General features: G+C 63.5%; 24 protein-coding genes. 23 read left to right on the top strand and 1 reads right to left on the bottom strand.

Annotated elements, in window-relative coordinates:
• The first annotated feature begins 255 nt into the window (after nt 1–255).
• The 6 genes from AOP75_RS09725 (at nt 256) to AOP75_RS09700 (ending at nt 7,983) form a co-directional block, all read left to right on the top strand.
• Nucleotides 256–1,617 (top strand): replication-associated recombination protein A, encoded by a 1,362-nt coding sequence (locus tag AOP75_RS09725; RefSeq protein ID WP_062078888.1) that lies wholly within the window; start codon nt 256–258, stop codon nt 1,615–1,617.
• A 170-nt stretch (nt 1,618–1,787) separates the two neighbouring features.
• The gene (gene rpsD / locus AOP75_RS09720) at nt 1,788–2,414 is read left to right on the top strand and encodes a 30S ribosomal protein S4 (RefSeq protein WP_062078887.1); all 627 of its coding nucleotides are present in this window, start codon (nt 1,788–1,790) and stop codon (nt 2,412–2,414) included.
• A 280-nt stretch (nt 2,415–2,694) separates the two neighbouring features.
• Nucleotides 2,695–5,370: an alanine--tRNA ligase gene (gene alaS / locus AOP75_RS09715; RefSeq protein WP_062078886.1), complete on the top strand. Its 2,676-nt coding sequence runs from the start codon at nt 2,695–2,697 to the stop codon at nt 5,368–5,370.
• Between the two features lie 58 nt (nt 5,371–5,428).
• Entirely contained in the window at nt 5,429–5,902 is a 474-nt protein-coding gene (ruvX, locus tag AOP75_RS09710) for a Holliday junction resolvase RuvX (protein ID WP_062078941.1), read from the top strand.
• Complete coding sequence (gene mltG, locus AOP75_RS09705) at nt 5,895–7,043, top strand: endolytic transglycosylase MltG (RefSeq protein ID WP_062078885.1); 1,149 nt, start codon at nt 5,895–5,897, stop codon at nt 7,041–7,043. Before ruvX ends, mltG begins: the two co-directional genes overlap by 8 nt.
• Before the next feature lie 88 nt (nt 7,044–7,131).
• The gene (locus AOP75_RS09700; RefSeq protein ID WP_062078940.1) at nt 7,132–7,983 is read left to right on the top strand and encodes a shikimate dehydrogenase; all 852 of its coding nucleotides are present in this window, start codon (nt 7,132–7,134) and stop codon (nt 7,981–7,983) included.
• Nucleotides 7,984–8,055: 72 nt separating this feature from the next.
• Here AOP75_RS09700 and AOP75_RS09695 read toward each other — a convergent pair whose 3' ends face one another.
• Nucleotides 8,056–9,447, bottom strand: coding sequence for an HNH endonuclease signature motif containing protein (locus AOP75_RS09695; protein ID WP_062078884.1), 1,392 nt, complete (start codon nt 9,445–9,447; stop codon nt 8,056–8,058).
• Nucleotides 9,448–9,734: 287 nt separating this feature from the next.
• Between AOP75_RS09695 and AOP75_RS09690 the strand changes: the two genes are divergently transcribed.
• The 17 genes from AOP75_RS09690 (at nt 9,735) to nusB (ending at nt 26,882) form a co-directional block, all read left to right on the top strand.
• Complete coding sequence (locus tag AOP75_RS09690; RefSeq protein ID WP_062078883.1) at nt 9,735–11,396, top strand: GspE/PulE family protein; 1,662 nt, start codon at nt 9,735–9,737, stop codon at nt 11,394–11,396.
• A 441-nt stretch (nt 11,397–11,837) separates the two neighbouring features.
• Entirely contained in the window at nt 11,838–12,998 is a 1,161-nt protein-coding gene (locus AOP75_RS09685) for a type IV pilus twitching motility protein PilT (protein ID WP_304524084.1), read from the top strand.
• Nucleotides 12,999–13,000: 2 nt separating this feature from the next.
• A complete protein-coding gene (locus AOP75_RS09680) occupies nt 13,001–14,227 on the top strand; it encodes a type II secretion system F family protein (protein WP_062078881.1) in 1,227 nt (408 codons plus the stop codon).
• Between the two features lie 92 nt (nt 14,228–14,319).
• Nucleotides 14,320–14,772, top strand: coding sequence for a prepilin-type N-terminal cleavage/methylation domain-containing protein (locus AOP75_RS09675; RefSeq protein WP_062078880.1), 453 nt, complete (start codon nt 14,320–14,322; stop codon nt 14,770–14,772).
• A gap of 99 nt (nt 14,773–14,871) precedes the next feature.
• Entirely contained in the window at nt 14,872–16,719 is a 1,848-nt protein-coding gene (locus tag AOP75_RS09670) for a type IV pilus modification PilV family protein (RefSeq protein WP_062078879.1), read from the top strand.
• On the top strand, nt 16,712–17,392 hold the full coding sequence (locus tag AOP75_RS09665; protein WP_062078878.1) for a prepilin-type N-terminal cleavage/methylation domain-containing protein: 681 nt from the start codon (nt 16,712–16,714) through the stop codon (nt 17,390–17,392). The genes AOP75_RS09670 and AOP75_RS09665 overlap by 8 nt, the downstream gene beginning before the upstream one ends.
• Before the next feature lie 11 nt (nt 17,393–17,403).
• The gene (locus AOP75_RS09660) at nt 17,404–18,942 is read left to right on the top strand and encodes a hypothetical protein (protein WP_062078877.1); all 1,539 of its coding nucleotides are present in this window, start codon (nt 17,404–17,406) and stop codon (nt 18,940–18,942) included.
• Entirely contained in the window at nt 18,943–19,737 is a 795-nt protein-coding gene (locus AOP75_RS09655; protein ID WP_083966885.1) for a prepilin peptidase, read from the top strand.
• Between the two features lie 75 nt (nt 19,738–19,812).
• Complete coding sequence (pilM, locus tag AOP75_RS09650) at nt 19,813–20,877, top strand: type IV pilus assembly protein PilM (protein WP_062078875.1); 1,065 nt, start codon at nt 19,813–19,815, stop codon at nt 20,875–20,877.
• Nucleotides 20,874–21,602, top strand: coding sequence for a PilN domain-containing protein (locus AOP75_RS09645; protein ID WP_062078874.1), 729 nt, complete (start codon nt 20,874–20,876; stop codon nt 21,600–21,602). The genes pilM and AOP75_RS09645 overlap by 4 nt, the downstream gene beginning before the upstream one ends.
• Nucleotides 21,602–22,477, top strand: a complete 876-nt coding sequence (locus AOP75_RS09640) for a hypothetical protein (RefSeq protein WP_062078873.1) — start codon at nt 21,602–21,604, stop codon at nt 22,475–22,477. Before AOP75_RS09645 ends, AOP75_RS09640 begins: the two co-directional genes overlap by 1 nt.
• 84 nt (nt 22,478–22,561) lie before the next feature.
• Nucleotides 22,562–23,746: a chorismate synthase gene (gene aroC, locus AOP75_RS09635; protein WP_062078872.1), complete on the top strand. Its 1,185-nt coding sequence runs from the start codon at nt 22,562–22,564 to the stop codon at nt 23,744–23,746.
• Between the two features lie 23 nt (nt 23,747–23,769).
• On the top strand, nt 23,770–24,270 hold the full coding sequence (locus tag AOP75_RS09630) for a shikimate kinase (protein WP_236683141.1): 501 nt from the start codon (nt 23,770–23,772) through the stop codon (nt 24,268–24,270).
• On the top strand, nt 24,267–25,385 hold the full coding sequence (gene aroB / locus AOP75_RS09625; protein WP_062078870.1) for a 3-dehydroquinate synthase: 1,119 nt from the start codon (nt 24,267–24,269) through the stop codon (nt 25,383–25,385). The genes AOP75_RS09630 and aroB overlap by 4 nt, the downstream gene beginning before the upstream one ends.
• 10 nt (nt 25,386–25,395) lie before the next feature.
• Nucleotides 25,396–25,833 (top strand): type II 3-dehydroquinate dehydratase, encoded by a 438-nt coding sequence (gene aroQ / locus AOP75_RS09620; RefSeq protein WP_062078869.1) that lies wholly within the window; start codon nt 25,396–25,398, stop codon nt 25,831–25,833.
• Between the two features lie 60 nt (nt 25,834–25,893).
• Nucleotides 25,894–26,457, top strand: a complete 564-nt coding sequence (gene efp, locus AOP75_RS09615) for an elongation factor P (RefSeq protein ID WP_062078868.1) — start codon at nt 25,894–25,896, stop codon at nt 26,455–26,457.
• Nucleotides 26,457–26,882 (top strand): transcription antitermination factor NusB, encoded by a 426-nt coding sequence (gene nusB / locus AOP75_RS09610; protein ID WP_062078867.1) that lies wholly within the window; start codon nt 26,457–26,459, stop codon nt 26,880–26,882. The genes efp and nusB overlap by 1 nt, the downstream gene beginning before the upstream one ends.
• Nucleotides 26,883–26,914: the final 32 nt, after the last annotated feature.

Raw genomic sequence — 26,914 nt, 5'->3', positions numbered from 1 at the left:
GTTCGCGCGAGGCGGGTACCCCAGGTGGGGGTGCCCGCCTCTCGTGTGTGTGGAGCCGGACTTTCCGGCTGCGGGGGCTGCGCCAGCGGGCCGATGCTGGCCCGGGTGTCGTGTAGGCGCGCGGCGTGTTCCACAGGTGGCGCCCGCTGAGCGTCATCGACGCCGTGTTTGAGCCGCAGAACTACTACGACGCGACTCACTAGACGACGGAACGCGCCGCGAATAGAGGTCAGTGCGGACACGTAGGCTTGCGGTATGGATTTGTTCGAGTCGACGGAGCGTACCGGCCGCGGTGTGCCAGAGCCGGGTCCCACGGCGCCCCTGGCAGTGCGCATGCGTCCGCGCGCACTCGACGAGGTCGTGGGACAAGGGCACCTGCTGACCGACGGATCCCCACTGCGACGACTGGTCGGTGAGAGCGCGCCAGCGACGTCGGTGATTCTTTGGGGGCCGCCCGGTACGGGAAAGACCACCCTCGCCTACATGGTCGCTGGCAACCGCCGCTTTGTGGAACTGTCGGCAGTGACGGCAGGCATCAAGGATGTGCGCGGGGTGATCGACGACTCGAAGCGGCGCATCGCGACGGGCGAGCGGGAGACCGTTCTCTTCGTGGACGAGATTCACCGTTTCACGAGGACACAACAGGACGCGTTGCTCCCCGCTGTCGAGAATCGTTGGGTCACGCTGATTGGCGCGACCACGGAGAATCCGAGCTTCTCTGTCGTGGGCCCGCTGCTGTCGCGTTCTCTTCTCCTGACCTTGCAGCCGCTCGCCTCGAAGGACCTGGGGGAGTTGCTCGACCGGGCCGTGGAGGACGAGCGGGGGCTTGCCGGCCGGGTCGCCCTTGACCCGGAGGCGCGCGACCATATTTTGCGAGTGGCTGGGGCCGATGCCCGCAAGGCCCTCACGCTGTTGGAGGCCGTCGCTGACGCAGCGCTAGGGGCGGGTCCCGCCAGCGGTGATGACCTTCCGCGTGTCACCGCGGAGCTTACCGAGCGTGCGATGGACTCCGCGTTGGTCGCCTACGACAAGTCGGGCGATCAGCATTACGACGTGATCAGCGCCTTCATCAAGTCGGTGCGCGGCTCCGACGTGGATGCAGCCCTGCATTATTTGGCGCGCATGGTGGTCGCGGGCGAAGATCCGCGCTTCTTGGCGCGACGTCTGGTCATTTTGGCGGCAGAGGACATCGGCATGGCGGACCCGCAGGCCCTGGTGATCGCGCAGGCAGCCGCGGACGCGGTGAGCTTCATCGGTATGCCGGAAGGCCGCATTCCGCTCGCTGAGGCGACGACCTACCTTGCCACGGCGCCCAAGTCCAACCGGTCTTATCACGCAATCGACGCCGCCATCGCTGACGTGCGGGCAGGCAAAGCCGGAGTGGTTCCTGAGCACCTACGGGACGCGCACTACTCGGGCGCCAAGCGCATTGGACATGGTCAGGATTACGTGTACTCCCATGACGCTCCGGGCGCGGTGGCAAAGCAGGACTACTTGCCGGAGGCTCTGCGCGGTGCGCGCTACTACCGCCCCACGGAGTTCGGGTACGAGCGCACCGTCACGGAGCGCCTGCAGCGCATTCGCGACATGCTGGGACGCGAGCCCGAGGGAAACTAGCCGCAAGGTCTCGACACCCGGGCCACAGCGCCCGCGGGGCAGGGGAGAAACCTGCTAACATTGGTACGCCCTCGCGGACGGTTGGCTGCTGTCGCCGCGACATCTCTCATGATCCGAGTGGGGACGACCGCGTCCTCAGTCGGAGGCAATCAAGCAAGGAACACACAAGAATGACTTCAGTTCAGAAGGCACGTCGCCAGGTTCGCCTGTCGCGCAGCCTGGGCATCGCCCTGACGCCCAAGGCCGTCAAGCACTTCGAGAAGCGTCCGTACCCCCCGGGTGAGCACGGCCGTACCGCTCGTCGCAAGGAAAGCGACTACGCGGTTCGTCTGCGCGAGAAGCAGCGCCTTCGCGCCCAGTACGGTCTTCGCGAGAAGCAGATGACCCGCACCTTCGAAGAGGCCCGCCACGAGCCTGGTCTGACCGGTGAGGCGTTTGTCGAGCTGCTCGAGATGCGTCTTGACGCCCTGGTGCTTCGTTCGGGCTTTGCTCGCACGATCCTGCAGGCCCGCCAGTCGGTCCTGCACCGCCACATCCTCGTGGACGGCCAGATCGTCGACCGTCCCTCGTTCCGCGTGAAGCCCGGCCAGACCATCCAGGTCAAGCCCAAGGCTGTCACGATGGAGCCCTACATGGCTGCCGCCGCCGGTGCACACCGCGACGTGCTGCCCGAGGTCCCCGACTACCTCGACGTGCAGCTGGAGAAGCTGACCACCAAGCTGGTCCGCCGCCCCAAGCGCGCTGAGGTTCCCGTGACCTGCGAAGTTCAGCTGGTCGTCGAGTACTACGCACGCTAAGGCGCGCTGGTCTCATACGACACGCCAAGCCGCTGGGCCCCAACGTTGGTTGGGACCCAGCGGCTTTGTCATACTTAGGGGCCTGCCCACCCTTCTGCCGCGCTTGCCGCGCGTCACGGAACTGGGCACCAGGGCATCGGCCACCGGGGCTGGTGTCATGAAGACTTGAGTGCCAGGCTAGGCCTGGTATGTCACGACAGGCGTAGGTGGGTCCTCGTGGATGAGGGCCGATGCGCCACTGACGCCGGGCGGCAGCGCCCGGCTGAGCATGGAGGACAGGATGCGCACGGCGGACGTCAGGCAGCGTTGGATCGACTTCTTTGAGTCGAAGGCCCACCACATCGAGCCCAGCGCACCGCTGGTGTCTCCGGACCCGTCGCTGCTGTTCACCGTGGCCGGCATGGTCCCTTTCATTCCTTACATCATCGGTACCGAGCAGTCGCAACACCCGCGCATCGCCTCGGTCCAGAAGTGCATCCGCACCAAGGACATCGAAGAGGTCGGCAAGACCACGCGTCACGGCACCTTTTTCCAGATGCTTGGCAACTTCTCTTTCGGCGACTACTTCAAGGAAGGCGCGATCGAGTTCGCTTGGGAGCTCCTGACGGGTTCCGAGGACGACGGCCGCTACGGCTTTGACCCGGAGACTCTCTGGGTGACGATCTGGGAGAGCGACGAGGAGGCGGAGGCCGCGCTGCTCAAGGTGGGGCTGCCCGCAGAGCGGATCGTGAAGCTCCCGCGCGAGGAGATTTTCTGGGACACCGGCCAGCCCGGCCCCGCCGGCCCATGTGCCGAGTGGCACGTGGACCGCGGCCCTGAGTTTGGTCCCGAGTATGACCCGGCGACGGGCGCTGCGGGGTGGACCGACGAGATCGGTGACCGTTACCTCGAGATCTGGAACCTCGTGTTCGACCAGTACCTGCGTGGTCCTGGCGATGGCAAGGACTACCCCTTGATCCGTGAGCTCGACCAGAAGGCGATTGACACAGGCGCCGGCCTTGAGCGCATCGCGTACCTCAAGCAGGGCGTCGCGAACATGTATGAGACCGACGAGGTCTTCCCGGTCATCGAGAAGGCACAGGAGCTGTCGGGCAAGCAGTACAAGGCCGACGCCGAGGACGACGTCCGCATGCGCGTGATCGCCGACCACGTGCGCAGCGCGATGATGCTGATGTTTGACGGCGTGGTGCCTGGCAACGAGGGGCGTGGCTACGTGCTGCGCCGGCTGGTGCGCCGGACCGTGCGGTCGATGCGCCTGCTGGGCGTCGAGGTGCCCTCGATCGAGGCGCTCATCAGGACCTCGTACGAGGCAATGAAGGCGTCCTACCCCGAGTTGAGCGAGCGCATCGAGAAGATCCTCTCGGTCGCCACGACCGAGGAAGACGCGTTCCGCCGCACCCTGACCCAGGGCACGGCGATCTTTGATACTGCTGTGGGTCACGCCAAGAGCGCTGGTAAGAAGTCGCTGGGTGGTGAAGATGCCTTCAAGCTGCACGACACCTACGGCTTCCCGATCGACCTCACGCTCGAGATGGCGGCCGAGCAGGGCGTCTCGGTCGACGAGGCTGGCTTCCGCTCGCTCATGACGGAGCAGAAGGAGCGCGCGCGGGCCGACGCGAAGGCGAAGAAGGGCGGCCACGCGGACGTGGGCGTCTACCAGGCGCTGCAGCCGACCGTGTTCCGTGGGTATGACGAGCTCAGCCTTGCCACCACTGTTGCCGCAGTCATTAAAGACGGTGTGTCCGTACCGGTCGCGCAGGCTGGCGACACCGTCGAGGTCATCTTGGCGGAGACCCCGTTCTACGCGGAGTCCGGTGGCCAGGACGCTGACTCGGGCGTGATCCGTGGCGCGAACGCGACGCTCAATGTCATCGACGTGCAGAAGCCTGTCGCGGACGTGATCGTCCACACAGTCACTGTCGAGGAGGGCGAGGTCGCTGCTGGTGACGCCGTCTCCGCTGAGGTTGACCTGGGCAACCGTCACCAGGCGTCGAAGGCGCACTCGGCGACGCACCTCATTCACGCGGCGCTTCACGAAGTGTTGGGTGAGGACGCGACTCAGGCCGGCTCGTACAACAAGCCCGGCTACATGCGACTCGACTTCGCATGGCGCCAGGGCGTGTCCGCGATGGCTCGCGAGGAGATCGAGGGGATCGCGAACCGCGCGATCCGTGAGGAATTGCCGGTCGCGACCAACGTGATGAGCCTCGACGATGCGCGCGGCATGGGCGCGATGGCGCTGTTTGGCGAGAAGTACGGCGACAAGGTGCGGGTCGTGGAGATCGGCGGGCCCTTCTCGCGTGAGTTGTGCGCGGGCACGCACGTCGCCAACTCTGGCCAGATTGGTTTGCTGTCGGTGACGAGCGAGGGCTCGGTCGGTTCGGGCGCGCGCCGCATCGAGGCGCTCGTTGGCGCCGACGCCTTCAGTCAGTTGGCAGCGGAGCGTGCCATCGTGAGCGAGCTCACCACCACGTTGAAGGCGCGTCCTGACGAGCTGTCTGACCGTATCGGTTCCTTGCTGAGCCGCCTGTCGGAGGCCGAGAAGCAGCTCACGCAGTACCGCCAGCAGGCCATGCAGCAGGTGGCGGGCCAACTGGTCGAGACCGCAAGCGAGGTCGGCGGCGTCACGCTCGTGGCGCACCAGAGTGTGAATGCGGCCGACGGCGACGACCTCCGCACGCTCGTGACGGATGTCCGCACCCGCCTGGGTGAGGCGCACCCCACGGTGGTGGCGGCATCGGCCGCCTTCAATGACCGCCCGGTCATTGTGATCGCCACCAACGGTCCGGCCCGCGACCTCGGAGTCCGTGCGGGCGACCTGGTCAAGGTCGCTGCGCAGACCCTGGGCGGTGGTGGCGGCGGCAAGCCCGACCTCGCGCAGGGCGGTGGTCAGGACCCGTCGAAGATCGGCGAGGCCCTCACTGCAATCCGCGACACCCTGGCAGCGCGTGGGTAGTTCGCCGAACGTCGGCGCCGCGCCGCTGGGTGAAAACCCGGCGGGCGGAGCCGACAGCGTGCCACGCGAGAGGGGTGTGCGCCTAGGCGTCGATGTGGGCAAGGTGCGCATTGGCATCGCCGCATCCGACCCCGAAGGCCGGCTCGCCTTTCCGGTGACGACGGTGAAGCGCGGGCCGCGCTCCGTCGAGGAGATTCTCGACATCATCAGCGAGCGCGAGGCGCGCCAGGTCTTTGTGGGGCTGCCACGCAAGTTGTCGGGGGAATTGGGGCCTTCTGCAGAGGACGCGATGGACATCGGTCAGCAGATTGCGGAACGAACCGACGCCGTGGTGCGTTTGGTGGACGAACGATTCTCGACGGCGTCAGCTTCCGCATCCATGCGGCAGGCGGGACGCAACGCCAAACAGCAGCGCGAGGTCATTGACCAAGCGGCGGCCGTGGTGATCCTCGAGACGGCACTAGAAACGGAGCAGCGGGGGAACTTGGGTAAGGTATCCCAGGTGATGGCACGCAAGGGTGACAATGACTGACTTCTTTGAGAACGAGGCCACGACCACGACGACGCTTGATATGCGTCGTCTCCAGCGGCAGAAGCGGCGCCAAGTGCGGCGACGCTGGACGCTTGTGGTCGTCGCGGTCTCCATCGTTTTGCTCGCGGTTGGCGGCTCGGTCGCCTGGAACTTTGTGAAGAGCTTCGAGGGCGAGGAATCGACCGAGGCTGCTGACTACGAGGGCGCCGGCCAGGGAGTGGTGCAGGTCGTCATCGAGCCGGGTATGTCCGGCCAAGAGATTGGCGAAGTGCTCTACGAGGCCGGTGTTGTGGCATCGGTCGAGGCCTTCGTGACCGCCTACAGCAACGACCCAGACGCGAGTTCGATTGCGGCGGGGTACTACTTCTTGCAGCGCGAGATGAGCGCCGAATTCGCGATCGACGCGCTGTTGGATCCCGCGAACCGCGACGAGCTGCGCATCACGATCCCCGAGGGCAAGACGCTCGATTACTACTACCAGACGATCGCGAACGTCATCGAGTACACCCCAGAGGAGGTCGAAGAGGTCGCCGCTGACCACGAGGCCATTGGCCTGCCCGAGGAGGCAGGCGACAACCTCGAGGGATGGCTGTTCCCGTCGACCTACACGTTCAACCCCGGCGTGGAGCCGGTCGAGGTGCTGTCGACCATGGTGTCGCAGACCACCAAGGTGCTTGAGCGTCAGGGCGTGGCGCGCGCTGACTGGGAGGAGACCCTTACGGTGGCGTCCATCGTCGAGATGGAGGCACGCCTCGATGAGGACCGCCCGTTGGTGGCGTCGGTGATCTACAACCGCCTCGAGATCGACATGCTTCTGCAGATGGACTCCACGGTGAAGTACGTGGTTCCTGGCGAGGGCGCGTTCGCGACTCAGGAGGAGTTGCAGGTCGACAGCCCGTACAACACGTACCAGAACACTGGCTTGCCGCCAGGTCCCATCGCGGCTCCGGGTGAGGCATCGATCGAGGCGGCCGCCAACCCCGCGGACACGGACTACCTGTACTTCGTGACGGTCAACCTGGACACCGGTGAGACCAAGTACGCGGAGACCTACGACGAGCACCTCGTGAACGACCGCGAGCTCGACGAGTGGATTGAGGAGAACCGCGACTCGTCGCCGACTGCGGAACCCGAGGAGTAGCGGTCGTGGTGGCAGCGGCGCACTCGGCAGACGCGCATCGGGCGATGGAGGCTGTGCCCGTGACGCGAGTTCCACGGTGGTAGCGCACGTGGCAGGCACGCGTCGTGCGGCGGTGCTCGGTAGTCCGATTGAGCACTCGCTGTCGCCGGTACTCCACGGCGCGGCCTACGAGGCTCTCGGGATTGACTGGGAGTACTCGGCGCATGAGGTGACTGAGGAGACGCTCGGCGGCTTCATCGATGGCCTCGACGACTCGTGGGGTGGGCTGAGCCTCACGATGCCGCTCAAGGTGGCGGTGGTGCCGATGCTCGACTATGTCGAGTCAATGGCGAAGCTCGTGGGGGCCGTCAACACGGTGTTGCTGCAGCCGCAGGCGGCGGGGCGGCATTTGGTGGGCGCGAATACGGATGTTCATGGCGTGGTGGAGGCGCTCGCCGAGGGCGGCCTCAAGCAAGCGTCGGAGGGCGTGATCGTGGGCGGCGGGGCGACTGCGACGTCTGCGATGGCCGCGTTGGGCCGGCTCGGGGTGACGCGGCCGGTGGTCGTGGTCCGCAACCGGGCGCGCGCAGGCGGTCTGCTGCGTGCGGCGACAAAGATGGGCGTGGAGCCGCGGTTTGTCGGCTTCGACGAGGCTCCCGATTTTGTGGCGCGGGCCGATGCCGTAGTGTCCACGGTCCCGGCGACCGTGGGGGAGTCGCTTGCTCGCGGCTTAACTGAGGCCGGTCTGGAGCTGCGGCCGGAGATCGTACTCCTCGACGCGGTGTACGACCCGGTTGTCACCCCTTTGGGCTCGGCGTGGGCCGGCATGGGCGGAACCTTCGTTGATGGAACCCGCATGCTCTTGCACCAGGCGGGGGAGCAGGTGCGGCTCATGACGGGGCGCGAGGCGCCGCTGGAGGCGATGGGGAATGCCCTCATGGGGGCGCTCGCTTCGCGCTGAGTGGGTCTGGGACGGCAAGGAGCGTGCGTGGTGCAAAGGCTCCCGCTTCGGTGAGAGGCGCAAAGTCCCCGGTCACGTGTGCACCTCGAGATGGGCGCGGCCGCCGATGCGGGGCCGTCGTTCGCGATCCACACTGGCGGGCGGCCGGAACCACACCTCGCCATCCCTGACACGAATCTCCCACCCATCGCTGTGAACTCTGTGGTGACAGCGCACACACAGCATGACGCCATTAGAGATGTCGGTTGGACCCCGGTCGCGATCCCACCACCGAATGTGATGGGCATCGCAATAGCTGGGCGGGGCATGACACCACGCGCAGCCCCCGTCCCGTTCAAGCAACGCGATCTTTTGGGCTCTCGAGAACAGGCGCCTGGCGCGTCCGACGTCCAGGGGAAGCGCCTCGCCGCCGAGCAAGACAGGGAGCACCTCCGCATCCACGGCCATCTGGCGCAGCGCGGCGGCGGAGACCGGCATGGCAATCCCGTCCACCTCTCCAATCCCGCCACCGCCAAACGTGCCACCACTGCGTTCTGACGCAGCGTCTTCAGCGGGCGCAGCGGTGCGCTCCAGTTCCGTGCGAAGGTCACCTGCGTCCATGCGCACCACGACGGTGGTTTTGACGCCCGTGGGAGTCTCGTCGCAGTCGACGGCATGCCGACACAGCGCGACCAGGAAGTCGGCGCGAATCTGAGGGGCGCGGCGGTCATCGGCCGGCCCCACGCGCTCGGCTACCGGCAGACTCTCGCGATCGCGACGCTGCTGGAACACGTGTTTGACGTGCGCATCCATCACGGCAAGAACTGGTGCGGCGCTGACGACGTCCAGCTTCGCAAAGATCTCGACCGTGCCATCGGGCAGCTCGCGGTGCGTGACACTGCGCTCCCGGTGTGCGCGCCGGTCACGCGCCTCAATGTCCTGTGGCCGCCGGTGTGCCTCGTGCAACTGAATCATGCGCCGCACCTCGCGTAGCGACTGATGCCTGGCCTTGGTCACCATGCGTTCCTCAAATTCGACGACGGCGCCGGGGGAGTCCTCTGCCACGCGCTCCAACGCTTCCGTCAGCAGCGCGGCCTTGTCGGGCGACAACGCACCCGACCGGATGGCCCGCGCCAGTGTAGGGAAGCGGGGCGCGTCCCCTCCGGGGGAAGCTTGCGTGCCCCTCGCCGCTACCAACAGGCGCTTCGCCTCGCCATCTGACCCGCCCAACGTGTTCGCGATGAGGCCCCCGGGACCGTGAAATCCCTTCTGGCGCGCGATTCCTTTGTTCCCCTCCGAAGGCTCCGACAGGCGCGCGAGTTCGCCAGCTACCTGTACGAGCAGGGCGTCCGCCTGGCGGCGTACATCCGCGAGAACGCGCTGGACCGCCACCACATCATCCGGCGCGCGCGTCGCGAGGTCCGTGCCGTCATATGCGGCCACGGCAGCGACGCTGCGCTCGAGTTCTGCGGTGGAAATCTGCATGTAGTCATTCCATCACCGACCACTGACATGCCTGATAAATAGACAATTTCTGTGGAAAGGACCCGCCATCTCGGCTGCCTGGGGACAGGGCAGCGAGAGAGGTGCGGATACAGCGAGGGCGAACCGCAGAGCGTCGCGCGACCCTGGCATCGGCCCTCGCCCCTCGCCCCTACGAGTGTGCACTTCGCCACGCCCCACTACCTGCTCAAGCCCGTGCCGATGTAGGTTGCAGATCTAGATGGCCTGCCGTGCACGCTGAGGGTGCACGCAGAATGTGGAGGAGTCTCGTGAAGCAGCTAGGGACAATCCTGCTTGAGGAGGGCATTCTCTCCGAAGAGCAGTTGATGGACGGCATTGACGAGCAGCGCGAACGCGGTGCTTCGCTGGGACGCACGTTGGTCGAGATGGGACTCATCTCCGAGGGCCAACTGGTCCGGGCACTGGCGAGCCAGGTCGGCATGGAGTTCGTGGAGCTCGCGGACTTCCCGGTGGACCGCACGGCGGTTGCGCTGGTGCCGGACTCAGTGTGCCGACGTCACGGTGCTCTCCCGATTCAGATCGACGGCGACATCCTCAAGATCGCTATGTCCAATCCCGGCAACGTGGTTGCTGTCGACGACTTCCGCACCATGACGCGCATGCAGATTCTGCCAGTCGTGGCGGCACACGACGATGTGCTCCAGGCGATCGACAGGTACTGCAGGTCGGACGCGGAACTGCAGAACCTGCGTGAGGACATTGCGGAGGAGGAAGACGGACTCGACCTCTCCCAGGTGGGATCGGTCATTGAAGACGACGCGCCGATCGTCCGCTTTGTGAATCTGTTGATCACCCAGGCTATTCAGGACCGTGCGTCAGATATTCACATTGAACCCTCTGAGAAAGCCCTTGGCGTTCGCTACCGCATTGATGGCGTGCTCCACGAGATGCAGCAGGCACCCAAGTCGACACAGAATGCGGTGACGAGCCGCATCAAGATCATGGCTGACATCGACATTGCGGAGCGCCGCAAGCCGCAGGATGGGCGCCTCTCCGTCACTCACAACGGGCGCAAGGTCGACCTCCGTGTGGCGACTCTTCCGACGGTGTGGGGAGAGAAGGTCGTGATGCGTATTCTCGACAACTCCACTGCGGCGATGGATCTTGAGGATCTGGGCATCCGCGACGAGAACCTCAAGATGTACCGGAACTCGTACACCAAGCCGTACGGCATGATTCTTGTGACAGGGCCCACGGGTTCGGGTAAGTCCACCACCTTGTACGCCACGCTCAACCAGGTGGCGAGGCCAGAAATCAACGTCATCACCGTTGAGGACCCCGTCGAGTACCGCATCCCTGGGATCAATCAGGTCCAGGTCAATGTCAAGGCCGGCTTGACCTTTGCCGCGGCGCTGCGGTCGATTCTTCGTGCCGACCCTGACGTCGTCCTCCTCGGTGAGATCCGTGACGGTGAAACTGCCCAGATCTCCATCGAAGCTGCGCTGACCGGTCACCTTGTGCTGTCGACGCTGCACACCAATGATGCGCCGTCCGCAATCACTCGCCTGATTGAGATGGACATCGAGCCATTCCTCGTGGGGTCCGCAGTTGACTGCGTTGTCGCACAGCGACTGGCGCGTCGGCTGTGTCCCAACTGCAAGGAGGAGTACCGGGCAGGGCGCGAGGAGATTGAACGCTTTGGGCATCCTGAGGATGAAGAGCCTCCGATGCTCTACCGCCCGGTGGGTTGCAGCCGATGCTCAAACACCGGGTACCGCGGGCGGTTGGCTTTGCACGAGATTATGCCCGTGACGGAGGAGATCGAGCGCCTGGCGGTGTCGCGCGCGTCGAGCGCTGAAATTGCGCGCTCGGCCGCAAAGGCTGGCATGGAGACGTTGCTGTACGACGGCTGGGTGAAGGCTCAGCTCGGGCTAACTTCCGTCGAGGAACTTCTTCGCGTCGTGAAGTAGTGCGTAATTTGTAAGCCTTTCTCACTTAAGTGATATATGCCACTCGCCGATAGGGGTGTTGGGCCTGGACCACGCGGGTGGAGGGGCCATAGACTGACCAACGATCGCCACGAGTTGCGGGTGCTGAGGGGCACTTGCTCATCGTGGTAGCTGAGGGGAATAGCGATGGCAGAAGGTGCAGCGTCTGGAGGCTTCATGCCTCAGGCAGCGCAGCAGGGTGCTGGGACAGGCCAGGGCAACGGCGCGTACTCGCCGCAGTTCATGCCTGCCGCGCCGGCGCAGACGCCGCCCGCCACGCAGCCCTCGGCTCCTTCAAATCCTGCTCCTGGCTCGCAGCCCACGACGGGCGCCCAGCCGACGAGGACTTCTACCGGAGTCATGGCTGGCGTCAGGCCCGCCCAATCGGCGCCACAGCCCACCAGTGCGCCGCACGCATCTTCGATGAGCCAATCTCAGCCGGCGGAGCAGGCCACGGCCCCGCAGCGCGTAGGAATGAGCCGGCCGCAGCAGGCAGGTGACCTCGACATTCAAGAGGCCCTGCGCTCCATGTTGCGAGCTGGCGCGTCCGACCTGCACATCACTTCCGGCGCGCCGCCGATGATGCGCGTGGATGGCAACCTCATTCCAGTCGAAGGCCTAGAAAAACTGGTACCAGAGTCGATCCAGCGTTCGATCTACGGGATCCTCACCCAGAAGCAGCGCGAGACATTTGAAGAGCACCTCGAACTGGACTTCTCGTACGCGCTCGTGGGCGAGGCCCGCTACCGCGTCAACATCTACCAGCAGCGCAACTCGATCGGCGCCGCCTTCCGAGTGATCCCCTACGAGATCAAGCCGCTTGAGGCGCTGGGCGTCCCAGCGACCGTGTCGAACTTCGCGGGCCTTCCGCGTGGACTCGTACTCGTGACGGGCCCCACCGGATCCGGCAAGTCCACGACGCTGGCGTCGCTCATCGACCTCGTCAACAGGAATCGCGCCTCGCACATCATGACGGTGGAGGACCCGATCGAGTTCCTGCACCGGCACAAGTCCTCGCTGGTGAACCAACGAGAAGTCGGCACCGACACCCACTCATTCCAGAAGGCCCTGAAGCACGTGTTGCGTCAGGACCCCGATGTGATTCTGATCGGTGAGTTGCGTGACCTCGAGACTATTCAGGTCGCTTTGACGGCGGCAGAGACCGGACACCTGGTGTTTGGCACTTTGCACACGCAGGACGCAGCACAAACAATCTCCCGCATCATCGACGTCTTTCCAGCGGAGCAGCAGGCGCAGGTGCAGACTCAGCTGGGGTCTGCTTTGCAGGGCGTTGTGTGTCAGGCCCTGTGCCGCAGGTCTGACGGTCCCGGTCGAGCTGTCGCGACTGAGGTGATGGTTGCGACACCTGCGATCCGCAACCTGATCCGTGAGGGTAAGACCCACCAGATCTACTCCATGCTCCAGGCCGGCTCGCGCCAAGGCATGCACACGATGGACCAACACCTGGCCCAGTTGGTGAAGACCGGAAGAATCTCCTACGAGACCGGTGTGGAGATGTGCCACCACCTCGAGGACTTCAACCGATTGTGCGGGCGTACCTCATATGCAGGGGGAGCGCAGTAGCCATGGCGACGTCGACAAAGAAGTTTGACTACGCGGTCCGTGACAGTCACGGGAAAATCCAGAAGGGCTCCATCGAGGCGCCTTCGGAGGCAGCTGTCGCTGCACGCCTGCGCGACATGGGTCTGGCTGCCGTCAGCATTACCGAGGTCAGGACTGGCGGGCTCAAGACCGAGATCTCGATCCCAGGTATCTCCGATCGCGTCAAGCTCAAAGACATTGCTATTGCCTCGCGGCAGTTGGCCACCATGATCGGTTCTGGCCTGTCGCTTCTACGCGCGCTCACAATCCTTGGGGATCAGACCGAGAACCCGGCACTCGCACGCATTGTTCAGGACGTGCGCGGCGATGTGGAAGCTGGCGTTGCGCTATCGACCTCGCTCGGAAAGCACGAGGTCTTCCCGCCGCTCATGGTCAACATGGTGCGCGCCGGTGAGGTGGGCGGTTTCCTCGACACCGTACTCGAGTCCGTTGCGACCAACTTCGAGTCCGAGGTAAAGCTTCGCGGCAAGGTCAAGTCCGCGATGACGTACCCCGTAGTCGTCTTCATCATCGCGATCCTCGCTGTGATCGGCATGCTGTTGTTCATCGTTCCTGTCTTCGCGGGAATGTTTGATTCACTCGGTGGTGAACTGCCGTTCTTGACGCAGATTCTCGTGACGATGTCCGACCTGCTCAAGATCCTCATCGTCCCGGTCATCATTGGTATTGGCGTTGGCGCGTTCCTGTGGAACAAGAACAAGAATAAGAAGGAGTTCCGCAGCAAAGTCGAGCCGCTGTACCTCAAGGCCCCCGTGTTCGGTGCTCTGGTGCAGAAGATTTCTATCGCCCGTTTCACTCGCAACCTGAGTGCGATGCTCAGTTCTGGCGTGCCCGTGCTGCAGGCCCTGGACATTGTGGGCGAGGCTAGCGGCAACATCGTGATCGAGCGGGCGTCGAAGGACGTGCGTGAGTCTGTCCGCACTGGAAACTCACTCGCCAAACCGTTGGCGGAGCACGCGGTGTTTCCGCCCATGGTGGTGCAGATGATGGCCGTGGGTGAAGACACCGGCGCGCTGGACACGATGCTCGACAAGATCGCGGACTTCTACGACCAAGAGGTGGAAGCCACGACCGAGCAGCTTACTTCTTTGATTGAGCCGCTGATGATTGCGGTTCTTGGTGGCATTGTTGGATTTATGGTGATCGCTTTGTATATGCCAATTTTTGGCGTCTTCGAGCTGATTGCTTAAGAGACTTCTCCGCGAATGCCCTGCGGCACAAGCGGCGAAGGGGAGCACCCGTTCCCTTAACCTACATAATTGAAAGCAAAGGAATCATTATTATGATGGCTCGCATTCGCAAGCAGCTTGACAACAAGGACCAGGGTTTTACTCTGATCGAGCTCCTCGTTGTCATGATCATCATCGGCATCCTCGCCGCAATCGCTATCCCGATCTTCCTCTCGCAGCGCGAGAAGGCTGAGGACTCGGCCGCCAAGGCGGACGTCTCGACCCTCGGCAAGGAAGTTGCCACCTGGTTCGTTGACAACACCGCAGGTCCGAAGATTGAGCAGGCAAGTACAGGCGCCGACTACACGATCGGTAGTGAGGTCGTGAGCAAGGCCTCGGACAACGTCACGCTTGCCAACGGTGACAACACCGGTAAGGATTCGACGACCTGGTGTGTCTCTGTCACGAACGACAAGGGCGACGTCTCGAAGGCTAAGGGATACCAGTACTCAGCGCAGGGCGGGCTCGAAGAGGGCAACTGCGGCACCACAATCCCGACGCCGTAGTACCAACGCGCGTTCCGAATTTCTGTTGGGGTGTGGCTCGTCTCAAATGGACGGCGCCGCACCCCAGCAGGGCAATTGGCTAGGCTGAGAGAGGTGACGATGACGAGCTTGCAGAATTCGCGCCTGAATCGTTATGAACTGGGGTTCACCCTTGTCGAGTTGATTGTGGCGATGTTTGTCATGGCAATTGTGATTATTGCCATCATTGGTATCCAAGCTTCAGCGCTGACCACCAACGCAGATTCAAACGCCCGCCAGCAGGCAACGTCGTATGCCAACGAGGCTATGGAGCAGTTGAGGGCAATTCCCTGGAACGTGCTCAAGAAGGGCATGGCCAGCAACTACCAAGCCGCTTCGGGTGGTGACTCATTCGCACCTGGAAACGTGTTGGATGTAGAGGGAACCGCGGTTGCGCTGCATGTAGCACCCGCTGGCCCGAACGATCAGGACCTCACCAGTGCTTGGCCCCCACTTTTTGACTCCACGGGCTCCCACTCGCAGCTCAAAGTAGACGCTGCCGGTAGGGGTACCGAGTTCACGGTTCGCTCTTACGTCACCGTAGACCAAGCTGGGCAAGACGACGCGTACGGCTTGGCGGTCGTCGTTTCATGGGACTCCCTCAAGTCCGGTGCGCAAGAAGTTACGACGCTCTTCTCGACGGCATACGCCCCGTCTGGGGGTTGCGGCGATCTAAACAACGCTCCGTTCCTCGCGTCATGCCAGGCGCTTTACTATTCGCACGCAGCCTCGGGGAACGTAGTGTTCTCCGCTTCCGCGACCACGCTTCCGGAGAACGAGACAGACCCCGCTTTGCCACGTCCGTTGTTTGGGTCGTCACCATTCCATCAGATCCAGGTTGGCACTGCCTCGACGAGCGCGCAGTCGTCCAGCCAGCAAACAACGTCCGCCACGGCCTTGGGCCAGTACGGGGGCGTCCGCTGGAATGACGACGATACTAACAACCAGCCGGAGACGTTTGGTTGGCTCGAGGGCTATGAAGCGTTCTCTGTCGCGGCGTCAAACGATGACGTCAGCCCTGAAGCCCCGCCGGCGAATCCAACCGATGTCGTGATGTCTGCCAACAACTCCAGCCACACCATTGGTGGGGGACTTACCGGCTTGCGACTGGAAGGTCGGTCAGACGACCCGCGTGATGGCTGGCTGGATGCTTCGACGACTCAAAGCTGTTCGGTGGGAGCGGGTGCGGCCACGGTACCCGCTACGCAACCGTGTGCCGCTGCGAGGTTGAATCCCGCCACGACCTACTCGGGCTACCTTTTGCTCCACGCCGGACCCGACATCGTTCGTCTCGGGCGAGTGCAGAACGAGAGCGGTTCGAGCGTCGAGACAGCGTGGGCGGGGCGTTTCATCGAAGGTCTCGCAGGTAACGGGAACACCGGTTGTGAAGTATTGTCAGGATCTGGCTGTGCCTCTGCAGGCGTCAACCGGCAGCTCGGCACTATATCTGTGGGAGCAATTGTCAGTTCAAGCTGGGACGATGGCGACGCTGGTAGCGGACTTGTCATGATCACCGGGTACAACGATTCGGTACTCGCTCAGAGGGGCACTTCCCAAACTACGACGCCTGCGTCCATAGCGCGAAGTGGTTCGCTCCAGTACTGGAACGGGTCTGGATACTCCACGCTGAGCCTCGCGCCTGGTTCGAACGAAGGCGCCGACATCGCAGAGGTAACCTGGTCAAACCCCCTTGTTGCTGTTACCGCGAGTGGCCGCGTGTCTGTCTCTCAAGCCGGGGAGTCCCCTTCTGGCCTGGACCCGCTGTGCGAGCAAGAGGCATGCGCGACCACCGCAGCGACTGGCACCGTGACAGCGGCCATTGATTACGCGATTGAGCCAGTGGCAGGGGATCCCTTCATCTTGACTGTCACCATGACTCTAAACGGCTCATCCGCCTCAGCCTCCTACAAGGAGCCCGAGAATGCGTGACTGCATCGAGGCGCGCGTGCGCATGCGCTCCAGTGAGGGCTACAGCCTGACCGAGTTGCTCATCGCGATGACTATCTTTTCCACCCTGATGGCACTCATTTTTTCTCTGTTTATCACGATGATCAATCAGTCCGAGGACAATCTTGCACGCACGCGATCGGTTGAGCAGGCACGTTTGGGGCTATCCCAAATCGATCGACAGATTCGTTCCGGGAATGTAATTCTTGACCCTGCACTCGACAGTCATGCGCAGTCCGGCGTCGGCTCCAATTACTCACTGCGCGTATACACGCAGGAGAACGGCGAAGATAAGTGCGTCCAGTGGCGGGTGATTTTCCATAACGGTGCGTCTCAGTTTGGCGACCTCGAGTACCGGGAGTGGGATGCGGGCAACCCGTCGTCGTCGACGACGTGGTACAACGTGGCTAACAATGTCGTCGCGCCAACAAACGACGTGATCGACCCCGACGATCCTGAGTCCTGGCCGCCATTCTGGCTTGATACTACGCTCCCCACCGGTTCCAAGGCACAGAATATTCGCGTCACGCTGAGGATGAGTGATCCGGGAGCAGAGGCCGGGGCAAAGCCGGCAGTTGTCTCGTCCGTTGTAACCGGAAGAAACACGGTGTTTGGCTACTCCCCGGATTATTGCTCATCGATCCCGGGGCTATGAGGAGGAACGCAATGTCTTTTTTCGAACGCGCTCGATTCGCGCGAGGCGACGACGGCGTCGCGCTCGTAGCCGCGATGGGAGTCGCCCTCGTAGGCATTGCTGTCGCGGCGGTCGTTATCACCCAGACCATCGTCGCTGTCAACGACTCGGGCCGGGACCGTCTTCGGACCACGGAGATCCATGCGGCGGAAGCGGCTATTGATGCCACGATGGCAGAACTCGAGTACGAGTCGCCCTGTGGAGCGCCCTCGTTCAGTCCACTGACACTCAACGCGGACACCCAGGCGACTGAGGTCACTGTCCAGATCGAGTATTACAATGACGACTCGGCGTCCCCAATCAGTTGCAGTGGTGGCAACCTCACCGCTCTTCCCAACCGTGCCACGGTGACGGCGACTGCTGAGGGCCTTACCGATAGTGTTGGACTCAATCCCGTACGCGTCATGCAATCCAGCCTCGCGCTCGAACCCCGGACTCAGTTGTCCGAAGACGCCGCGATATTCTCCGCCACCGACGTCTTCGTCGGCGCGGGCTTTACTCTGTCTCCCCAGCTCCTCGATCAGAAGGCAGATGTGTGGATCGACGGGGGAAATTTTAACTGCTCGGGCGGCGCAAAGATGAACGGGTCTCTCATTGTTCCCGACGGGAGTGTCAACTTCTCTAACAGTGCTTGTCACGTTGGCGGTGACTTGTGGACCCAAGACGGGGCCACGTTCCCTTCTACGGCCAGCGCGAAATATTCTGTAGACGGGAACACGACCGTTCGCAGTGGAAATTTGGAGAACAACAATCCAATCTCACTCGGTGGAGATGTAACGGTCGGCGGGTCCAAGGTTACTGCGCAACCGCTGACGGCCAACGGTACTGTGCGCTTTAATGTGGGAGCCGATTCGATTCAGAACATCACCCCAGTCGGGTTACCAGTGATCAATTATGTTCCATCTGACTGGACGGGCTTCGTCCGGCGAGATCACATGGACTTGGCGCGAAGGATCAATGACCAGTACCCCCTAAAGGACTGGAACAAGCCTTACCCTGAGAAGTGCGAGTATCTGGGTTGGATTGGTGAGATCAAGGGACCCGTCAAGTTGCCGAGCACCCCGACCATGTACGACCTGCAAGGCTGCAGGAACGGCCACGGCAACGGATTCTATTCCGCGAGTGGGTTCGGCTTCGAGTTGTACGCGGATACTGTGATATTCGCAAACAATTTCAAGTCTGTGAACCCACTGACATTTAGTTCGGGTGACGGGCGCCCACACACGCTCTGGGTCATCGTGCCGAACTCCACTGGCTCCGGCTCAATCAATATCAGTACCCCGATGACCGTCATGCCCCCGATCGAGTCGTTCTGGTACGCCCCAGGCGACGTCCACATTCAGAACAGTAGTCAGTTTATCGGTCAGGTTTACGGTGGCGATGTCGACGTTCATACCCCCGCGACCTTTGTTTACTCAGACGTAGGTGTCCCCGGAGTTGATCTTGTCTCTGCCGCTCAGTCGTCGTCTGGGTTCGTGGTCGAGCTGCTCTACAAGCGTGAGGTTTCGTAGGTGACGCCATGGTGGGGCATCGCGGCTGTCGGGCTGGTGGGTCTCCTATTGGGGTCCTTTACCAATGTTCTGATCGCTCGCGTTCCGCATCACCGCAACTGGGTCAGCGATTCGAGCCGCTGCCTTCAGTGCAACCAGGACATCGCTTGGTACGACAATATTCCGGTGCTCTCGTGGCTCGTCCTCCGGGGGAAGTGTCGGAAATGCGGGGCGCGTATCTCATGGAGTTACCCCGCGGTCGAGTTGTCAGTCAGTGCACTGTTTGTAGGCGTGTACCTTGCGTTTGGTCTCACCGTTCTTGGGGTGGTGCTCAGTTTTTTCGCAGTGACGACTGTCGCATTAACGGTGATCGACTTTCAGCTGATGCGATTGCCCTCAGCCCTCATCTATCCGACGTTGGTCGTGGGCCTGACCGGTGTGGTCGTCGCGGCCTTCGTCGCGGGCGAGCCTTGGCCACTGGTCCGGGCATTGCTGGGCGCCTTGATTCTAGGCGGTTCCTATTTTCTGCTGTGGTTTGCCTACCCCCAAGGGCTGGGTTTCGGCGATGTCCGCCTGGCGGTTCCGCTGGGCCTCGTGCTCGGCTACCTGGGGTGGGGTGCCCTGCTGATCGGAGCAGTTGCGGCTCCAGTGCTCGGGATGCTCGGATCGATCACCTCGATGGTGCGCGCAGGCACGGTCAAAGGCGTGAAGGTGCCATTCGGGCCGTGGATGATCGCAGGATTCTGGCTGGCCGTGTTTTGGGGAAACCACTGGTGGGACGCGTACCTCAGGTGGTCAGCCGGTTGGGGTTCTTAACGACGCAGAGGGAGTTCAGCGAGCGCGCCAATGCGCCGATAGAACGGAAGTTGCTGTGATGAACGAGGGAGAAACGTGGCAATCAAGAGGGTAGGGCTCGACATCGGAGCCACGCACGTGCGTGTCTGTGAGGTTGAGTTCTCAGGCAAGAGCACGGCAGTGGGAACCGCGGGAACGCTGACCGCCTATGGGGAACAAGCACTCCCGACTGGACTGGTCCAAGGCGGTGAGGTTGTGGATGTTTCAGCTGTGGGCGCCGCGATCAAATCGGCCGTCAGCGCAGCAAAGATCGCCACGAAGGACGTCACCGTCGGTCTTGGGTCCGCGAACGTAGTCGTGCGTGAGGTCGACGTTCCCTCGCTCCCGATGGCTCAGCTCAAGGGCTCACTCCCGTACCAGGTACAGGAACTGTTGCCGATGTCTCCCGACGAGGCAATGCTTGACTTCTATCCCACGGCTGAGCGCGACGGAGAATCAGTCAAACTGCTGCGTGGCATGCTCGTCGCGGCGCCAAAGTCGACGGTTTCCCAGAATCTGCTTGCTGTCGAAAACGCCGGATTACGGCCAACGATGGTCGACCTCAGTGCGTTCGCGCTACTGAGGTGTCAGCTCACCCCGGAGGTCGCCCAGCGCAATGTTGCGTTTGTCGACATCGGTGCAAAGATCACGACCGTCATCATTGCCCAGCAGGGGCAGCCGCGGATGGCGAGAATTCTCCCAGCTGGCGGCCAAGACGTCACGGATGCGGTGGCGGCTGCGACGCAGGTGGGCGCGCAACAAGCTGACGAGATTAAGCGGAGTCTAGGGTTTGGCGCCCCTGCGGTCGCCCCCGAGTATGTCGCGGCACAGGAAGCTCTGGGTCAGTCGGTTCGCTCCCTCGTCGACTCTGTCCGCAACACCTTCGTGTTCTTCTCCTCCAACAACCCCGGCACCGCAATTGACGGCATCGTGATCACGGGTGGAGGAGCCCTTCTGAACGGCTTGGGGCAGTACCTTGCAAGTGCGACTCGACTGCCGGTGAGTTTTGGAGGCCCGATGACCAGGCTCTCCGTCGGCAAGAAGATGAATGCCGCCGCTATTCAGGGCCGAGAGGCTCAGATGGCTATCGCTGTCGGCCTCGCGTTTGGAGAAATCTCATGAACCCCGTCTCTCAGAGTGTGGGTGCTGCGTCAACGGCACAGGTCAACCTGCTCCCACCGGAGATTGCGCAGCGGCGAAGCCAGGGCAGGGCACGCATCGGAATCTTTGCTGGTTTCGTCGTGTTCCTCCTGCTACTCGCCGGGGCTTACGTGTACTCCTTTACGACCCGTGTCGCCGCCGAGGATGAACTTGCCCAGGAGCAGGCGCGTCGTCCGCAACTGGTGACAGAACTCGCGTCCTATGACTACATCAACGATGTGCAAGCACAGCGGGAAAACTCCTACAACGCCCGCGCCTGGGCGGGCCTCACCGACATTGACTGGGCAACGCAGTTGGCAGGCCTGAATGCTGCGATGCCGGACGATATTCAGTGGACATCGATGCAGGTGACACAGGCGACTCCGTACAGTGCCGCCGGTGACGACGGAACTGTCTTCGGCTCCCTCGACATGGGCACCGTCGCGTTTGTGGGACGATCGCTCGAGCCACTGGCACCCGCTGACCTCGTCGACTCGATCGATGCGCTGTCTGGCTATCAGGACACCTGGATTGACAGCAGCCAGATACAAAGCAGTGCAGATAGCGATGTCTTCTATTGGGAGTACGCGGGAGCCACCCGGATTACTTTCAACGCGCTATCCGGTCGCGTGGAAACAGCGCAAACAGAGGTGCCGCCGGAACTCTTGGAAGACAACGCCGGCGAAGCGAATGAGGAGCAGAACTGATGGGCAAGCAAGGTAGCAACGGTGTCCTCCTCACGATGACCATCCTTGGGGCAGTGGTTCTCGCAGCACTCGCGTACTTCTTTCTGATCTCACCACAACTGGACCAGGCATCCACGGCGCGAGAGGATGCCGAGTTCGCACGCGAGGAGAATGACCTTCTCGAACTGAAGATCCAGCAGATGCAGGCGCTAGAACAGGAAGTTCCGGGCTGGCGTGAGGAAATCGCCAAGATCTCGCTGGACCTCCCGCCGCGCATTGAGCAAGCCGACTTCGAACGACTACTGCACAACCAACTCGCGGATGCCGAACTTCCGCTCATCGACGTGACATACGGCCGTGCGACCGTGGTGGACCCGCTTGCTTTGGGTGAGTTCGAGCCGCCAAGTCCGCTCGACGAGGAAGGCGAGGGCGCGGAAGAGGGCTCGGACGCGGAGCCGTCTCCATCCCCTAGCCCCGAGCCGTCAACTGCTCCGACGGGCGAGGGCGAGGGCACTGAGCCTACGACGCCGTCCGAGCCGTTGCCGGAGGAGCCGCCATTCGAGGGTCTCTACGGGATTCCGGTGACCTTCACGACTGAAGGTGACCCGGAAGCGGTGTTGGATCTCATCGAAGCGATGAACACGCAGCTCGAGAGGTTCTTCACTGTCACCAACTTGACGGTCGGTATGGCGACGGTGTCGGAGGAGACGCCTGGCCGACCTGAACTCACGGAACAAGATTGGTCGGTTCAGGTCTCCGGCCTAGTGTTCTCGCTGATCGATCCCGAGCGCTCCTTCCCTGCGGACGAAGACGGTGGGTTGCCGGTGTACACCGGTGGTGGTGTAGACAACGCGTTTGAGCCGCTCGATGGCCTCGAAGAGAGCGAGGCCGCATAGTCCCCCAGGACTGAGCCGAACGCGAGGCCTTGCCTCGGGTGACCTTGTGTCACCCGAGGCAAGGCCTCTGGCACAATGTGAGCCATGCTCAGATGGCTCACCGCAGGTGAATCTCACGGACCCGCACTCGTCGGCACCCTAGAAGGACTCCCCGCAGGGGTTGAGTTCACGTCGGCTGACATCCAAGCAGCGCTGGCTCGCAGGCGCCTCGGCTATGGCCGCGGCGCGCGTATGAAGTTCGAGCAGGACCAAGTCACGCTGCTGGGCGGTGTCCGCCACGGCGTGAGCCAGGGTGGTCCCGTCGCGATCATGGTGGGCAACACCGAGTGGCCCAAGTGGGAGACCGTGATGAGCGCGGACCCCGTCGACCCTGCGGAGCTCACAGGTGCACGTGCGGCAGCGCTGACGCGCCCGCGCCCCGGCCACGCAGACCTGGTCGGCATGACCAAGTACGGCTTTGACGACGCCCGTCCCGTGCTCGAGCGCGCATCGGCCCGCGAAACTGCCGCCCGCGTCGCTCTCGGTACCGTCGCGGAAGCCTTCCTCGAGCAGGCTGCAGGAGTGCGCCTCGTCGCCCACACCACGCAGGTCGGCCCCATCCGCGTTCCGGAGGACGCCCCGCTTCCGCCAGCGGACGCAACTCAGCAACTCGACGACGACCCCATCCGGTGCTACCACCAGGAGACCTCGGCCCGCATGGTCAAGGAGATCGACGCCTGCCAGTCAGAAGGCGACACCATGGGTGGCGTGGTTGAGGTCGTGGCCTACGGCCTTCCCGTTGGACTGGGCAGCCACGTGCACTGGGACCGCCGTCTCGATGCGCGCCTCGCGGCAGCGCTCATGGGCATCCAGGCCATCAAGGGCGTCGAGGTCGGCGACGGCTTCCGCACCGCGGGGCGTCGTGGTTCCGAGGCTCACGACGAGATCGAGTACCGCGAGGACGGCGTCGCTCGTCGCACCAACCGCGCCGGGGGCGTTGAGGGCGGCATGACCAACGGCGAACCGCTGCGTGTCTCGGCTGCGATGAAGCCCATCAGCACCGTGCCCAAGGCACTGGACACCATTGACACCGAGACGGGGGAGGCCGCCAAGGCCATTCACCAGCGCTCGGACGTGTGCGCCGTTGCGCCCGCCGCAGTCGTGGCGCAGGCCATGGTCGCGCTTACGCTCGCCGACTCACTGATCGAGAAGTTCGGCGGCGACTCCGTCGCGGAGGTGCGCCGCAATATTGAGACCTACGTCGCGGCGATCCCCGAGCACCTGCGCTAATGGCCGCCCCCAGGATTGTTCTCATGGGCCCACCCGGGTCCGGAAAGACCTCCGTGGGAAAGGTGCTTGCTCGCTCGACGGGGTTGCCGTGGCGCGACACCGATGAGGACATCGCAGAGCGTGCGGGCAAGACGATCCCCGACATCTTCCTCGAGGACGGCGAGGACGCCTTCCGCGACCTCGAGGAGCAGGCTGTCGCTGCCGCACTCGGCGAGCACGACGGCATTCTGTCGCTGGGTGGGGGAGCGATCCTGCGTGACGCAACCCAGGACCGGCTCAAGGCTGCCGCCGCGGCCGGCACCCGCATCGTCTTCCTCGACGTGTCCCTCAAAGCCGCCAGCCCGCGCGTGGGCCTCAACAAGTCCCGCCCGCTCCTGCTCGGCAACCCGCGCCAGCAGTGGCTCGCGTTGATGGATGCCCGCCGGCCCATCTACGAGGCGCTCGCCACAGAGAGCGTCACCACAGACAACCTCACGCCAGAACAAGTGGCGGAGATGATCGAGCAAACGGAGGCACCCGCATGACGCGCAGCATCGAAGTCAACGGCGCCGCTCCCTACACCGTCACGGTCGGCTCTCAACTGATCGAGCCCGCCGTGCAGTCCATTCCGGATGCGGCCAAGCGCGTGCTCATTGTTCATTCTGCGCCGCTGCGCGAGCGCGCTGACGTCCTCCGGGCCCGCATCGAGGCCACGGGCCGCACGCCCGTGGTCGCCGAGGTGCCCGATGCCGAGGCAGGCAAGACTGCCGAGGTCGCCGCGTTCTGCTGGCAGGTGTTGGGGAAATCGGACTTTACGAGGTCCGATGTCGTGATTGGCATGGGCGGGGGAGCAGTCACCGACCTCGCAGGGTTCGTGGCAGCAAGTTGGTTGCGGGGCGTGGGCGTCATCCAAATGCCGACTACCGTGCTCGGGATGGTCGACGCCGCCGTGGGCGGCAAGACGGGCATCAACACCAACGAGGGTAAGAACCTCGTGGGCGCGTTTCATGAACCGTTGAGCGTGTGGTGTGACCTGGACACGTTGCAGACACTGCCAGCGAACGACCGTGTGGCCGGACTCGCGGAAGTGGTCAAGGGTGGCTTCATCGCCGACACCGGCATTTTGGACCTGGTCGAGGCGCACGCCGAGCAGCTGAAGGCCGCCGACCTCACCGAAGAAGCCCTGACCGTGCTTGAGGAACTCATCGCGCGCAAGATCCAGGTCAAGGCGACCGTGGTCGCTGCCGACCTCAAGGAATCGCACCTACGGGAGATCCTCAACTACGGCCACACCTTTGGGCATGCGATCGAGTACACCGAGCGCTACCAGTGGCGTCACGGCGCCGCGGTCTCCGTTGGCATGGTGTTCGCCGCTGAACTCGGACACCTAGCCGGCAGGTTGGACGAGGACTCCGTGGAGCGCCACCGCAGCATCCTGACCTCGCTGGGCCTGCCAATCACGTATCCCGCTGAGCGCTGGGACGCCCTGCACACCGCCATGAAGCGCGACAAGAAGACTCGCGGTGACCTGCTGCGCTTCGTAGTGCTGCAGGGGATCGGCAACCCCGTACGCCTCGAAGGCCCTGACCCCGTGCTGCTGCTCGGCGCTTACGACGCGGTCTCCAGCGCACCCGTGCGCGGGGGAGCCATCGCACTCTAGGCTGGCACCCATGACGACCGTCCTCATCGCCAACGGCCCCAACCTCAACCGCCTGGGCACCCGCGAACCCGACAAGTACGGCAGTACCCCGTACGAGGAGCTCGCGGCGCTTGCGATGCAGTGGGGCGCGGAGCGCGGTCTCGAGGTAGTGATGCGCCAGACCAACGATGAGTCAGAGTTGGTCGGATGGATGCACGAGGCGGTGGACTCCGAGTGGGCCGTGATCCTCAATCCTGCGGCGTTCACGCACTACAGCTACGCGCTGCGTGATGCCTGTGCGATGGTCACCGGCGCTGGCTTGCCGCTGGTCGAGGTGCACCTCACTAATCCGCACGCGCGAGAGGAGTTTCGTCACACGTCGGTGGTCTCCGGGGTGGCGACGGGCACTATCGCGGGATTCGGCACGGACTCTTACCGGCTCGCGCTTGCGGCAGTCGCGGGCGCGTGAGGGCGTTCCGCTAGAATTGTCTGCGGTTCAACAACAGACTTCAACGACAGGACAACACCCGTGGCGACTTCGAACGACATCAAGAACGGCACCGTGCTCAACATTGACGGCAACCTCTGGACCGTCATCGAGTTCCAGCACGTGAAGCCGGGCAAGGGCGGCGCGTTCGTCCGCACCAAGATGAAGAACGTCCTGAGCGGCAAGGTTGTCGACAAGACCTTCAACGCCGGCGCCAAGGTCGAGACCGAGACCGTTGACCGCCGCGACATGCAGTACCTGTACAACGACGGCACGGGCTTCGTCTTCATGGACCCGAACACGTTTGACCAGGTCACCATCAGCCCCGAGGTCATGGGCAACGCCACCGACTACCTGCTGGAGAACGAGAAGGCCACGGTCGGCTCGCACAACGGCAACCCCATCTTCCTTGAGCTGCCCGCGTCCGTGGTGCTCGAGGTGACCTACACCGAGCCCGGCCTGCAGGGCGACCGTTCCTCCGGTGGCACCAAGCCCGCCACCCTGGAGACCGGCAAGGAGATCCAGGTGCCGCTGTTCCTCGAGCAGGGAACCCGCGTCAAGGTCAACACCGAGTCGGGTGACTACCTCGGCCGCGTGAACGACTAGTGAGCGCCCGCACCAAAGCCCGCAAGCGCGCCCTCGACCTCCTCTTCGAGGCCGAGCAGCGCAAGATGCCCCTCGCTCAGGCGCTGGAAGAGCGCCTGGTGAACTCGGGGCGCGAGACCCCACTGCCGCCGTACTCGCAGGAGATCGTGCGGGGCGTCCTCGCACGCCGCCGCGAAATCGACGCGCTGATCATCGACGCCGCACCTGACTGGGACATTGACCGGATGCCCGCGGTGGACCGCAACCTCCTGCGCATTGGCGCTTGGGAACTGCTGTTCAACGATGAAGTCGCCCCGGCTGTGGCCATCGACGAGGCCGTCTCGCTTGCCAGCGACCTCTCGACGGATGACTCCCCCCGCTTCATCAACGGAGTATTGGGCCGCATTGCCCGCGAGGCCCCCGCGATGGGTTCTGAGCCGGCATAAGTGCACCCGCCGCGATAGCGCCCGGGCGCGGA

Origin of the sequence: Demequina globuliformis (assembly GCF_000975155.1) — a bacterium.
In the GTDB taxonomy this organism is placed as follows: domain Bacteria; phylum Actinomycetota; class Actinomycetes; order Actinomycetales; family Demequinaceae; genus Demequina; species Demequina globuliformis.
The sequence above is the reverse complement of the archived record's forward strand: the minus strand, read 5'-3'. Positions and strand labels throughout refer to the sequence as shown.